This is a genomic window from Streptomyces sp. 2A115 (assembly GCF_052245575.1).
In the GTDB taxonomy this organism is placed as follows: domain Bacteria; phylum Actinomycetota; class Actinomycetes; order Streptomycetales; family Streptomycetaceae; genus Streptomyces.
In genome coordinates this window covers 19,017-31,854 of sequence record NZ_JBQQCG010000065.1, presented here as the reverse complement: position 1 = coordinate 31,854, position 12,838 = coordinate 19,017, and the positions used below count along the sequence as shown (strand labels likewise).

Here is a 12,838-nt window from a genome sequence, read left to right as displayed (position 1 = left end):
CCCGTCGGCACCCTCGCGGGGACGCTTGAAGTGCAGAGGTCCGCACAAGGTGTGCGGGCCTGATCCGGGGAGGTGTTGGCCGTGCTTCGTCCCGTTGTCGTAGGCCTGGACGGTTCACTCGAGAGCCTCGCCGCCGCCGACTGGGCGGCCAGGGAAGCCCTGCGGCGCAGCCTGCCGCTGCGCCTGGTGCACGCGTGGGAGGGTCTCCCGCCCGAGGAGTCGGAGCTGCCCGAGCTCGAAGCGCCGCGCTCGTGGGCGCGGCGTATCCTGCGTGGCGCCATGGACCGGCTCAACGAGCGCTATCCGCAGGTGAACCTCAGCGCCGAGCAGCTCGCCCGGCCCGCGGCCGACGCCCTCGTGGCTGAGGGCGCCGAGGCTGATCTGCTGGTCCTGGGCAGCCGTGCGTTCAGCGGATTCGGCGGGTTCATGGCCGGTTCAGTGGCGTCGGCGACGGTGGCCCGTGTGACGCGGCCCGCCGTCCTCGTGCGGGCCGACCAGACCCTCGAAGACGAACACATACCGGACACGGAGGGCCGCCCCTCGCCACGCACCCCGTACCGCGACGTCGTGGTGGGCGTGGACACCGCGCATCCGTGCGAGGAGGTGCTCGCGTTCGCCTTCGAGAGCGCGGCACTGCGTTCCGCGCCCCTGCGGGTCGTGCACACGTGGCGTCTGCCGTACACCCCCGGTGCGGTGGAAGCGAAGGCGGGCGCCGCCGCGCAGCAGACCGCCGAGCGGGCGCTGGCCACCGTGCTCCTGCCGTGGCGGGAGAAGCACCCCACGGTGGAGGTTCGGGAGCAGGTGGAGAGCGGGCGTGCGGCGCAACAGTTGCTGCACTCCGCACAGGACGCCGGCCTGCTGGTTGTCGGCCGCAGGATCCGTCCGGCCAGGCTCGGCACGCACACCGGGCCGGTCGCGCACGCGGTGATGCACCACGTCCGCTGCCCGGTCGCGGTTGTCCCGCACCAGTGATTCACCGATCCCGGCACGCCGGAACGGGCCGGGATCACCGTCGCACCCCCGCGCTGTTTGCTCGCACCGGACCCAACTGAACCGGACATCACTTGAGCCCTCGCGCCTTCCGCGAGGGCTCAAGTAGTCGTGTGGTCCAAGTAGTCGTGTGGTCGGTGGTTGTACTTCAGCCGACGAACTCCCGCACCGCTGCCTTCAGTTCACTCAGTCCCTTCTTCGCGTCGGTGAAGAACATCCCGGTCTTCGAGTCGGTGTAGAGCTCGTTGTCGATGCCCGCGTAGCCGTGGCCCATCGACCGCTTGATCACTACGACGCTCTTGGCCTTGTCGACGTCGAGGATCGGCATGCCGGAGATCGCGTTGCCGGGGCGGCGGGCGATCGGGTTGGTCACGTCGTTGGCACCGATGACCAGGGCGACGTCGGCCTGCGGGAACTCGGGGTTGACGTCATCCATCTCCTTCAACTGGGTGTAGGGCACGTTGGCCTCCGCCAGAAGCACGTTCATGTGTCCCGGCATGCGGCCCGCGACCGGGTGGACGGCGTAGCTGACGTCGACACCGTGGTCCGTCAGGGTCTTCGCCAGGTCGCCGAGTTCGTGCTGGGCCTGGGCGGCGGCCAGGCCGTACCCGGGGACGATGATGACCTTGCTCGCGTACGCCAGTTGGATCGCTACGTCGTCCACGGAGACCGGGCGCACTTGGGCGGGCGCTCCGCCCTCGCCGGCCGCCGCCGGAGCGCCGTCGCCGGTGCCGAAGCCGCCGATGACGATGTTGGCGATGGAGCGGTTCATGGCGTCGGCCATCAGCTTGGTGAGGATTCCGCCCGAGGCGCTGACGAGCATGCCCGCGATGATGAGCGCCGTCTCGTCGAGCACGAAGCCCGCCATCGCGACCGCCGACCCGGTGAAGGCGTTCAGCAGGGCGATGACCACCGGCATGTCGGCTCCGCCGATCGGCAGCACCATCGTCACGCCGAAGAGCAGTGCCACCACCACGAGTCCGTACAAGGCGACCTGGCTGTCGGGTGCCAGCACCAGCCAGACCGTGCCGGCGACGAAGGAGGTCGGCAGCAGCACGTTGAGCAACCGCGCGCCCGGGAAGACCACCGGTGCCCCGGAGACGATGCCCTGCAGCTTGCCCGCCGCGATCAGCGATCCGGAGAAGGTGACCGCGCCGATGACGATGTCCAGGGCGCCGGGCAGTGATACCCGTGCCCCCAGGGCGGCCGCGTGGTCGGCCGAGAGCAGGTCGCCCACCGCGATGAGTGCGGCAGCACCGCCGCCGACGGCGTTGAAGAGACTGACCAGTTGCGGCATGGAGGTCATCTGGACCTCGCGCGCGGCCCACAGGCCGAGCGCTGCGCCAAGGACGCCTCCGGAGATCAGCACAAGCCAGCCGGTCTGGCTGATCACGTTCTCGTCCGTGACCAGCCAGACAGTGGCGGCGATCGCCAGGGCCATGGCCCCGGCCGAGAGGGTGTTGCCGCGGCGGGCCGTGCGCGGGTGGTTCATCAGGTGCAGGCCCATCACGAAGCAGGCGGCCGCGGCCAGGAAGACGTAGTGGACGGCGTTGGAGACGGTGTCCATGGCACTCACACCTCCGCCTTCTCGTGTGTGTCGATGGCAGGCTGCTCGGCGGCCGGCTTCCGGTCGGCGGGCCTGGCCCTGAACATCTCCAGCATCCGGTCCGTGACGACGTATCCGCCGACGACGTTCATGGCGCCGAACACCATGGCCACAAAGGCCAGGGTGTAGCCGAGCCAGGTGTGCGCCTCGGCCGCGATCAGCATCGCGCCGATGACGACGATGCCGTGCACGGAGTTGGAGCCGGACATCAATGGTGTGTGCAGGGTCGCCGGGACCTTGCTGATGACCTCGATGCCGACCAGGACGCTCAGCACGAAGATCGTGATCGCGGTGAGGAGATCGAGGTTGTTCATGATGACGCTCCTCCCATGAGCGCGGCCGTGATCTCGTCGGCCGGGTCGAGGACCAGTTCGCCGTCGCGCACGAGGTGGCGGAGCAGTGCGACGAGGTTGCGTGCGTACGCCGTGGACGCGGCGGTCGCCATGGCGGAGGGCAGACGTCCGGCGCCGATGAGGGTGACGCCGTTGTCCAGGACGTCTGTCTTGTCGGGCTCGGTGCCCTCGACGTTGCCGCCGAGTTCGCTCGCCGCCAGGTCGACGACGACCGAGCCGGGCTTCATCTGCTCGACAGCGGTCGCGGTCACCAGCAACGGCGGCTTTCGTCCCGGCACTTGGGCCGTGGTGATGACGATGTCGGAGCGGGCGATGTGCGCGTCGAGCGCCTCCCGCTGGTCCCGCTGTTCCTGTTCCGTCAACTCTCGTGCGTAGCCGCCCTGTCCAGCGTCCGGTGCCCCGTTCGGCGGGCTCTGGATGTCGAGGAACCGGGCTCCGAGCGACTCCACCTCCCCACGCGATGCGGGGCGTACGTCGTACGCCGAGACGACGGCGCCGAGGCGGCGGGCGGTGGCGATCGCCTGCAGCCCGGCCACTCCGGCGCCCAGGACGAGGACCTGCGCCGGGCGCATGGTGCCCGCCGCGGTGGTCAGCATCGGGAAGAAGCGGTCGTACGAGTCGGCCGCCAGCAGTGCCGCCTTGTAGCCGGCGACGCTGGCCTGGGACGTCAGCGCGTCCATGGACTGGGCGCGGCTGAGGGTGCGGGGCAGCAGGTCGAGGCTTACCGTGCGCACACCGCGTCCGGTCAGTTCCTCGGCCAGGGCCGGGTGGCGCAGTGGTTCGAGCAGGCCGACCAGGGTCTGCCCGGCGCGCAGGGACTGAGCCGTCTCCGCATCGGGCGCGCCGACGCACAGAACGGCGTCCGCGCGTGCGTACAGCTCGTCCGCCGGTACGACGGTCGCGCCGACATCGGTGTACTCGGCGTCGGTGAACCAGGCACCGGAGCCGGCACCGGTCTCGATCAGGACGTCAAGTCCGGCCCGGCGCAGGAGGGTTACGGCCTCGGGGACGAGGGCGACACGGCGTTCACCGGGCGCCCGCTCCCGGACGGCACCGATGATGAGGGTTCCCATGATCTGCTGCCTCTCCCTGCGGCCCGGTGGTGCCGGGCCACAGAACTCTCAGAACTCGAAGACGAGCCGCGCTTCGGCCCGTCCGCCGAGGACCTCGTCGAAGGACTCGTTGACCTGGTCCAGGCGCCGCGGTTCGGCGATGACCTGGGTGCGTCCGGCGGCGTGCAGCGCGAACACCTCGGCCAGGTCCTGGCGGGTGCCGACGATGGAGCCGATGACGGAGATCCCGCTGAGCACGGTCTCGAAGATCGGGACGTTGATCGCCGCGTTGTCGGCGGGCAGCCCGACCATGACCAGACGGCCGCCCCGGTTGAGGGACCGGTAGGCCTGCTCGAACGCCTTGGGCGAGGCGGCCAGCACGACAGCCACGTCCGCGCCGCCGGCCGCCTTGATCTCCTCGACCGGGTCGTGCGTACGGGCGTTGACGATCTGGTCGGCGCCGAGCTTGTGGGCCAGGCCCAGCTTGTCGGGTTCGAGGTCGACGGCGGTCACGAAGGCACCCACGAGCCGCGCGTACTGGACTGCCAGGTGGCCGAGGCCGCCGACGCCGAAGACCGCGACCCGCTCGGCGGGCACCACGCGCGCGACCTTGATCGCCTTGTACGTGGTGACGCCGGCACAGGTCAGCGGGGCCGCGTCGAAGGACGACACGCCCTCGGGCACCGGGACCACCGCGCCCGCGTCGGCGACGGCGTACTCGGCGTAGCAACCATCCACGGAGTAGCCGGAGTTGACCTGGCTCTGGCAGAGGGTTTCCCAGCCGGAGACGCAGTAGCGGCACGTGCCGCAGGACGAGCCGAGCCACGGGATGGCGACCCGCTTGCCGACGAGGTCGGCGCTGACGCCCTCGCCGACAGCCTGCACGGGGCCGACGCCCTCGTGGCCGGGGATGAACGGCGGCTGCGGCTTGACCGGCCAGTCGCCGTGGGCCGCGTGGATGTCGGTGTGGCAGAGGCCGGAGGCCTCCATGCGGACGAGCACCTGGCCGGGGCCGGGCTCGGGGACGGGGAGTTCCTGGATCTCCAGGGGCTTCCCCAGGTCGGTGACGACTGCTGCCTTCATGATCTGCTCCTCGACTGGGCTCTGAGCCGGAAATCGGTTCTGTGCCGGGACCCGGCCCTGTGCCGGGTCCTCGATCCGTGTGACGAAACGCAGCCCGTCCCCTGCTGCGAGGGAGAAGCCGCCCGGTACTCCCTCCTCCACATCCAGGACGAGGCGCGGGCGGCCGAGCGCCTCGTACAGGTCGGCGTCGATGTGGAAGGTGCCGCCGTCCAGGACGCCGAGCATCATGTCGCCCTCGCCGAGGGCGAATTCGCCGCCCGGGAAGCACATCGGGTCGCTGCCGTCACAGCAGCCGCCGGACTGGACGAACATCACCGGCCGACCGTGGGCGGCGCGCAGGGCCCTGATGGCCCGGTGCGCCGCCCGGGTGGCGGTGACGCGCCCGGCGTTACCGTTCACTAGCGTCGTGGGCATGTCGGTGCACCCTTCGGATCCGCTGGGATCGCTGGAATCGGCGGCTCGGCTAGAACAGCCCGAGCGGCTTGGTGCCGTAGCTGACCAGGAGGTTCTTGGTCTGGCTGTAGTGGTCGAGCATCATCTTGTGCGTCTCGCGGCCGATGCCGGAGACCTTGTAGCCACCGAAGGCGGCACCCGCGGGGTACTGGTGGTAGCAGTTGGTCCAGACGCGGCCGGCCTGGATGGCGCGGCCCATCCGGTAGTTGCGGTTGCCGTCGCGGCCCCACACTCCGGCCCCGAGGCCGTACAGCGTGTCGTTGGCGATCTCGAGCGCCTCCGCCTCGTCCTTGAAGGTGGTGACCGCGAGGACCGGGCCGAAGATCTCCTCCTGGAAGACCCGCATCTTGTTGTGGCCCTTGAGGACGGTCGGCTCGAAGAAGTAGCCGTCCGCGAACTCCCCGCCGAGGGTGGGCCGGTGGCCGCCGACCAGCAGTTCGGCGCCCTCCTTCTGCCCGATCTCGACGTAGGAGGCGATCTTCTCGACCTGTTGCCGGGAGACCTGGGGGCCGATCATGGTGGCGGTGTCGAGCGGGTCGCCCTGCTTGATGGCGCGGATGCGCTCCAGGCAGCGGCCCATGAACTCCTCGTAGATGTCCTCCTGGATGAGTGCGCGCGAGGGAGCGGTGCAGACCTCGCCCTTGTTGAACGCGTACAGGACGAGCCCCTCGACGGCCTTGTTCAGGAAGTCGTCGTCGTGGGCGGCCACGTCGTTGAAGAAGATGTTCGGCGACTTGCCGCCCAGTTCCAGGGTGACCGGGATGATGTTCTGCGCCGCGTACTGCATGATCAGGCGGCCGGTGGTGGTCTCGCCGGTGAAGGCGACCTTGGCGATGCGCTTGTTGGTGGCGAGAGCCTTGCCGATCTCGGCGCCGGGGCCGTTGACGACGTTGAGGACGCCCGGCGGGACGATGTCGCCGATGGCCTCCATCAGCTTCAGGATCGACCACGGGGTCGGCGACGCGGGCTTGATCACCGTGGCGTTGCCCGCGGCGAGCGCCGGGGCCAGCTTCCATGCGGCCATCAGCAGCGGGAAGTTGAACGGGATGATCTGCCCGACCACGCCCAGCGGCTCCTGGAAGTGGTAGGCGATGGTCTCCTTGTCGATCTCGGTGATCGAGCTCTCCTCGGCGCGGATCGCGGCCGCGAAGTAGCGGAAGTGATCGGCGGCGAGGGGGATGTCGGCGGCGAGGGTCTCGCGGACCGGCTTGCCGTTGTCCCAGCTCTCGGCGACGGCGAGTTCCTCGCGGTGAGCGTCGATGGCGTCGGCGACTGCGTTCAGGACCGCGGCCCGCTGCGTGGTGGATGCCTCGCCCCACTTGTCCTTCGCGGAGTGGGCTGCGTCCAGGGCGAGTTCGATGTCCTCGGGTCCCGACTTCGGGACCTCGCAGATCGGCTTGGCGGTGGCGGGGCACAGGTTGGTGGAGTACTCACCCGTGGTGGGTGCCTGCCACTTGCCGCCGATGAAGTTCTCGTACCGGGGCGCGACGTCGACTGGGCTGCCCGGCCCGCCCGGAGGCTCGTACCTCATGATCGTCACCTTTCGCGAGGGTTGTGGTGATGCTCAGCACGCTAGGAGGAGGAACGCTGCAGCAACGCTGCATGCCTTCCGACCTGCGGCAGTCGGGGCAGGAGAGACGACTCGCCGTCAAGTGCGCGGGCCCGCGCCGCCGCCGCGGCGCGTTGCGGCGAACCGGCCGGGAGCGCGCGAGCGAGCGCCTGCCACGCGGGAGCGTCGTCGGCTCCCCAGATCGCGTCCACCCAGCGGCGCAGCAGCCGGGCGTCGCCGCTGCCGAGGACGGCACCGCGCAACTGCTGTTCCAGGGCCCGCCGTTGCTCCACGACGACCGGCGCCTCGGAGCGCGGCAGCAGCGGACCGGGGTAGCCGGCCAGCGCTTCGCGCACGCGCCCCTCGGCGAGCAGCGCGGTCACGTCGGCGAAGTCGGTCCGCACCGGGCTCAGCAGTGCGTACGGCCGTGACCCGAGCAGCGCGGGGCCGAGTACCGAGCGCAGCCGGGTCAGCTCGGCCCGCAGCGTCGAAGGGGACAGCTCCCGCTCCGACAGGTCCACCGCGAGCCGGTCACCGGTTACACCACGGCCCTCCAGAGCCAGCGCGACCACGATCTCGCTGTGCCGCGGGCTCAGGCGGTGGACACGCCCGTCGCACTCCAGCAGTGCGCTGTCCCGGCCCAGCGCCATCAGCTGTACGGCGCCGTCCCGTCCCGGGCGGGGCGCGTCCTGCGTACGCACCACGCGCCCGTCGGGACCGAGCAGTACCGCCGGCGCGGTCAGCTTGCGGGCGAGCTCCGCCTCGGCCGCCAGCGCGGCACCCCGCACCGCGGCCAGAGCGGGAGGCGTGGCGATGGTGCCGCCGCCCGAGAGGTCGACGACACCGAGCACCCGGCCGGTGCCCGGGTCGCGGACCGGGGCGGCGGCGCACGACCAGGCGTGCGCGGCGGTGCTGTAGTGCTCGCCGGCCACGATCTGGACGGGCTGCCCCAACTCCAGTACCAATCCGGGTGCGTTGGTCCCGGCCTGCGCCTCGGACCACACGGCGCCCTCGGCGAAGTGCATCCGCTCGGCGCGCTCCACAGCCGCGGTGTCACCCTCGACCCACAGCAGAGTGCCGTCGGTGTCACCGACCGCGAAGACATGTCCGTCGTCCGCGGCACCGGCCCCAAGCAGCTCCCGGAACAAGGGGAGCACCGCGACCAGCGGATGGGTGCGCCGGTAAGCCGCCAGTTGTTCGGCCGTCCCGCGCAGCGGCGGCAGACGGCTTCCATCGGGGCGTACGCCACCCGCCGCGCAGCGCCGCCACGAGTCGGCCACCAGGCGCCGCACGCCCTCCGACGCTCCGAGCGAGGTCATGAACCGCTCGTGCGCGAAGCGCAGAGCGGATGCCGAGGTGGCGGTGGAAGCATCCATGCGGCCAGCACCTCCCACGTGCCTTCCTCCAGTCCGGTCGCACCAGCCTCACCCGCACTCCGGGGAAGGGGGCAGAGGCCGAACGGCCCCTGTGCCAGGGACGCTTGGACCCACGGCCATGGCGCACGGCCGCCCCGCCGGGCGCAGGTGTGGTGCGGGCTCGGATGCGGCGGGCACTTCACACAGGACTCGGGTGTGGGCGCCGACGACGGTGCCATGGCCGGCGTTCACCGGGCCGAGCACGGCGACGCCGACACCGCGACGCCCCGGTCGCCGATGGCGGGGTGCCGCTCGGCAGCCTGGGCGTCGGTCCACCAGTCGATGCGGCCAGGGACGGCGACAGCAGCCCCCACCCCGGAGATCGAACTGCGCGACGGTACAGGGCCGCCGACCGGCTTCGGTGTCCGGTCCGGCGGGCCCCATGCCGCCTGTCGGTTCTCGGTCTGTCAGCTCTGCGGGAGCCGGGCGGCGACGTACTCGGTGAGGTCGAGCAGCCGGTTGGTGTAGCCCCACTCGTTGTCGTACCAGCCGAAGACCTTGACCAGCTCGCCGTGCGCCTGGGTGAGCGGAGCGTCGAAGACGCACGAGGCGGGGTCGCCGACCACGTCGCGGGAGACGATCGGGGCGTCGGACACGCGCAGGATTCCCTTCAGCGGCCCGTCGGAGGCCTCCCGGAACGCGGCGTTGACCTCGTCCGCAGTCACCGCACGGCCGAGCACAAGGGTCAGGTCGGTCAGGGAGCCGTCCTCGACCGGCACGCGTACGGCGATGCCATCCAGGGTGCCGGCCAGCTCCGGCAGGACGAGGCCGACGGCACGGGCGGCGCCGGTGCTGGTGGGGATGATGTTGACGGCGGCGGTGCGGCCGCGGCGCAGGTCCTTGTGCGGGCCGTCGAGAACCACCTGGTCGTTGGTGTAGCCGTGGATGGTCGTCATCAGGCCCTTGTCGATGCCGAAGTGCTCGTCCAGCACCTTCACCATGGGGGCGACGCAGTTGGTGGTGCAGGAGGCGTTGGAGACCACGTGGTCCCGGTCCGGGTCGTAGGTGCCCTCGTTGACGCCCATGACGATCGTGGCGTCGACGTCCTTGCCCGGCACGGACAGCAGCACCTTGCGTGCGCCCGCCTTCAGATGCCGGCCGGCGTCCTCACGGGTGCGGAAACGGCCGGTGGACTCGATGACGACGTCCACGCAGAACTCGCCCCAGGCCAAGGCTGCGGGGTCGCGTTCGGCGGTCACCGCGATGCGATGCCCGTCCACGGTGATCGAGTCGTCGTCGTGTTCGACGGTGCGGCCGAGACGGCCGTACGTCGAGTCGTATGTCAGGAGGTGGGCCAGGGCCGCCGGCGAGGTGATGTCGTTGATGGCCACCACCTCGACGGGCGTGCCCGCCCCGGCTTCCGCGCGCTCCAGCACGCAGCGCAGGTAGTTGCGTCCGATGCGGCCGAAGCCGTTGATGCCTACGCGCACGCTCATGTCCGTTGTCCTCCCGGTCGATCCGCTTCTGGTGTGCGCTGCCAGCCTGCTGGCTGGGGATCGGTTCGGGCTTGGGCCGTCCGGGGCCAGGTGAGGGACGTTCGGCCCGGCGGACCTCGATGCCGTACGGACTGTCAGGCCCCGTCGTGCTTGAGCCGCTCCTGGACCTGGGTGGCGATGACCGCGGCCTGGATGCGCCGCTCCACACCGAGCTTGGCCAGTAGCCGCGAGATGTGGTTCTTGACGGTCTTCTCGGCGAGGTAGAGCCGCTGGCCGATCTGGCGGTTGGTGAGCCCTTCGCCGATCAGGGCGAGGATCTCCTGCTCCCGGCTGGTCAGGCCGGGCAGCGCGTCAGGTTCCTCTTCCTTCTGTTGGTCGTTGCGCAGGCGGGCCATCAGCTTCGTGGTGGCGCTCGCATCGAGCAGAGACTGGCCCGCTGCGACCGTGCGGACGGCGGAGACCAGGTCCGATCCCTGGATCTGCTTGAGCACGTAGCCGGAGGCTCCGGCCATGATCGAGTCCAGCAGTGCCTCCTCGTCATCGAACGAGGTCAGCATCAGACAAGCCAGATCCGGCATACGCGAGCGCAGTTCCCGGCACACGGTGATGCCGTCGCCGTCGGGCAGGCGTACGTCGAGCACGGCGACATCCGGGCGCAGGGCAGGGACGCGCACCAGAGCCTGTTCGACATTGGCGGCCTCGCCGACCACGGTGATGTCCGGCTGGTCGTCCAGCAGGTCGTGCACCCCACGCCGTACGACCTCGTGGTCGTCCAGTAGGAAGACCCGAATCGGGGTCTTGGGGGTGGGCTGCTCGCTGTCCGTCATCGACGGCTCCTGTCCTGCGTCGTCTGTCTCCCGCGCCGGAATCCGCCTGGTGGGCGGGACCGGTCCTTCCCTGTGAAAGATCCTGCGTGATTCCGGGCCGAAGGGCCAGGGCCGATCGGCCCTTTCCCCTCCGGCGGTGCCGCACGCTGTGTGGGACGGGCAGGCCCTGGCTGACAAGGCCAGGCAGTCCGGATCGGGACCATCGGCCCCTGGGGTCGCGGCGGAAGCACTGGGCCCTGCGCCTCCTGTGGGAGGCCGAGGAGGAGCTGCGCGGGCGGCATCCGGAACTGACCGTCAGCACCGAGCAGATCTCCGACACTGCCGCCGAGGTGCTGCTGAGCCAGACGGAGAAGGCGGAGATGCTGATGCTGGGCTCCAACGGTCACAGCACCGTCGCCGGGTTCCTGCTCGGTTCCGTCGGACAGCGGGTGCTCGCCCGGGCGAACGGCCCGGTGGTCATGGTGCGGGCGAACGCCCGCTCGGCCGCCAAGCATGACGGCGGGGAGGTCGTGGTCGGGCTCGACGACTTGAGCGACCCGGCCACGTCGCTGTTGGTTTTCGCCTGCGCCGCGGCCGCCACCCGCAGGACCGCAGTGCACGCCGTGCACGCCGTGCACGCGCCGAGCCTGCCGCCGCTGTACGGGTACGGCCCCGCGGTCGGGCAGCAGGCCGGCCAAGAGGGCGGGATCACTGGGCAGGCTGAGAAGGCACTGTCCAACGTGCTCAAGCCGCGCGACAAGTACCCATCTCAGGTCCCAGTCGCTCACACGGTCGATCTCGCCCGCGCGTCCCGCGTCGTTGTGCAGGCCGCCTGGACTCGTGGTGGTCGGCCGCAGGGTGCACCGGGCCGCTCTCGGTATGCGCATCGGGCCGGTCGCTCATGCCCTCCTGCACCGCGCCGCCGCCCCGGACGCCGTCGTCCCGCACGACTGAGGGCCGGTTTCCGCACGGTCTGAGGGCCGAGCGGCCCCACAGGCGAGGACGTCCAGGACCTGCCCACCACGTCAGGGCCCGTTCGACGCTGGAACCGCACTGACCAGACAGACCCGAGGAGCATCAAAATGAAGGCAGCAGTCGTCCGGTCCTTCGGCCAGCCGCTGGTGATCGAGGAGCGCCCGGACCCGGAGCCCGGCCCCGGCCAGGTCCGGATCCGTGTCGAGGCGTCCGGGCTGTGCCACACCGACATCCACGCCGCGCACGGCGACTGGCCGGTCAAGCCCACCCCGCCGTTCATCCCCGGTCACGAGGGCGTCGGCATCGTCGAGGCGCTCGGCGACGGGGTGACGCACCTGGCGGTCGGGCAGCGGGTGGCGGTGCCCTGGCTGGGCTGGGCCTGCGGGCGGTGCGAGCACTGCCTGTCCGGCTGGGAGACACTGTGCGAGCAGCAGATCAATACCGGGTACGGCTGTGACGGCGGTTACGCCGAGAAGATGCTCGCCCCGGCCGACTTCGCCGCCGTCGTCCCCGACGGCATCGACCCGCGCGACGCCGCCCCGCTGACCTGCGCCGGCGTCACCACGTACAAGGCTCTGAAGGTCGCCGGTGTCCGGCCGACCCAGCTGGTGGCGATCTCCGGCGTCGGGGGCCTCGGCCACCTCGCCGTGCAGTACGCGAAGATCGCCGGAGCCACCGTCGCCGCGATCGACGTCACCGACGACAAGCTCGAACTCGCCCGGGAACTGGGCGCCGACATCCTCATCGACGCCCGCAAGGAAGACCCGGCGAAGGTGCTGAAGCAGCACGGCGGCGCCCACGCCGCGATCGCGCTGGCCGTCAACGAGCAGGCGTTCGCCTCCGTCTACGGCGGACTGCGGCGCGGCGGCAAGCTGGTCATGGTCGCCCTGCCCGCCGGCGGCACCATCCAGGTCCCGATCTTCGACACCGTCCTGAACGGCACCTCTGTCATCGGCTCGATCGTCGGCACCCGCCAGGACCTGGACGAGGTGTTCCAGCTCCACGCCGCCGGACGCACCAAGGTGATCTACGAGACCCGGCCGCTGGACAGCGTCAATGAGTCCATCACCCAGGTTCTGAACGGTCAGATCAAGGCACGCATCGTCTTCGAGATGTGAAA

The 12,838-nt window shown here is 70.7% G+C and carries 12 protein-coding genes and 1 pseudogene; 3 read left to right on the top strand and 10 right to left on the bottom strand.

What is annotated here, in order from left to right:
* The first annotated feature begins 81 nt into the window (after positions 1-81).
* A complete protein-coding gene (locus tag ACTWQR_RS39585) occupies positions 82-972 on the top strand; it encodes a universal stress protein (protein WP_443232092.1) in 891 nt (296 codons plus the stop codon).
* Between the two features lie 166 nt (positions 973-1,138).
* On the opposite strand, the gene ACTWQR_RS39580 is transcribed toward ACTWQR_RS39585, so the two are convergent.
* From ACTWQR_RS39580 to ACTWQR_RS39535, 10 genes and pseudogenes are all read right to left on the bottom strand, one after another.
* Positions 1,139-2,557: an NAD(P)(+) transhydrogenase (Re/Si-specific) subunit beta gene (locus tag ACTWQR_RS39580; RefSeq protein ID WP_443232091.1), complete on the bottom strand. Its 1,419-nt coding sequence runs from the start codon at positions 2,555-2,557 to the stop codon at positions 1,139-1,141.
* A gap of 5 nt (positions 2,558-2,562) precedes the next feature.
* Positions 2,563-2,910, bottom strand: a complete 348-nt coding sequence (locus tag ACTWQR_RS39575) for an NAD(P) transhydrogenase subunit alpha (RefSeq protein WP_443232090.1) — start codon at positions 2,908-2,910, stop codon at positions 2,563-2,565.
* Positions 2,907-4,022: an NAD(P) transhydrogenase subunit alpha gene (locus tag ACTWQR_RS39570; RefSeq protein ID WP_443232089.1), complete on the bottom strand. Its 1,116-nt coding sequence runs from the start codon at positions 4,020-4,022 to the stop codon at positions 2,907-2,909. The genes ACTWQR_RS39575 and ACTWQR_RS39570 overlap by 4 nt, the downstream gene beginning before the upstream one ends.
* Before the next feature lie 48 nt (positions 4,023-4,070).
* Complete coding sequence (locus ACTWQR_RS39565) at positions 4,071-5,084, bottom strand: zinc-dependent alcohol dehydrogenase (RefSeq protein WP_443232128.1); 1,014 nt, start codon at positions 5,082-5,084, stop codon at positions 4,071-4,073.
* Positions 5,085-5,216: 132 nt separating this feature from the next.
* Positions 5,217-5,396 (bottom strand): annotated as a pseudogene (locus ACTWQR_RS39560) (DUF779 domain-containing protein); the annotation flags it as partial.
* A 151-nt stretch (positions 5,397-5,547) separates the two neighbouring features.
* The gene (locus tag ACTWQR_RS39555) at positions 5,548-7,071 is read right to left on the bottom strand and encodes an aldehyde dehydrogenase family protein (RefSeq protein ID WP_443232127.1); all 1,524 of its coding nucleotides are present in this window, start codon (positions 7,069-7,071) and stop codon (positions 5,548-5,550) included.
* Between the two features lie 38 nt (positions 7,072-7,109).
* Positions 7,110-8,462 carry a GAF domain-containing protein gene (locus tag ACTWQR_RS39550; RefSeq protein WP_443232088.1) on the bottom strand — a complete coding sequence of 451 codons (1,353 nt, stop codon included), beginning with the start codon at positions 8,460-8,462 and terminating at the stop codon, positions 7,110-7,112.
* 227 nt (positions 8,463-8,689) lie between these two features.
* Entirely contained in the window at positions 8,690-8,815 is a 126-nt protein-coding gene (locus ACTWQR_RS39545) for a hypothetical protein (RefSeq protein ID WP_443232087.1), read from the bottom strand.
* Positions 8,816-8,908: 93 nt separating this feature from the next.
* Positions 8,909-9,937, bottom strand: coding sequence for a type I glyceraldehyde-3-phosphate dehydrogenase (gap, locus tag ACTWQR_RS39540; protein ID WP_443232086.1), 1,029 nt, complete (start codon positions 9,935-9,937; stop codon positions 8,909-8,911).
* A 134-nt stretch (positions 9,938-10,071) separates the two neighbouring features.
* Positions 10,072-10,764, bottom strand: coding sequence for a response regulator (locus ACTWQR_RS39535; protein WP_443232085.1), 693 nt, complete (start codon positions 10,762-10,764; stop codon positions 10,072-10,074).
* A gap of 86 nt (positions 10,765-10,850) precedes the next feature.
* Between ACTWQR_RS39535 and ACTWQR_RS39530 the strand changes: the two genes are divergently transcribed.
* Positions 10,851-11,720 (top strand): universal stress protein, encoded by an 870-nt coding sequence (locus tag ACTWQR_RS39530; RefSeq protein WP_443232084.1) that lies wholly within the window; start codon positions 10,851-10,853, stop codon positions 11,718-11,720.
* 105 nt (positions 11,721-11,825) lie between these two features.
* Complete coding sequence (gene adhP, locus ACTWQR_RS39525; RefSeq protein WP_443232083.1) at positions 11,826-12,836, top strand: alcohol dehydrogenase AdhP; 1,011 nt, start codon at positions 11,826-11,828, stop codon at positions 12,834-12,836.
* Positions 12,837-12,838: the final 2 nt, after the last annotated feature.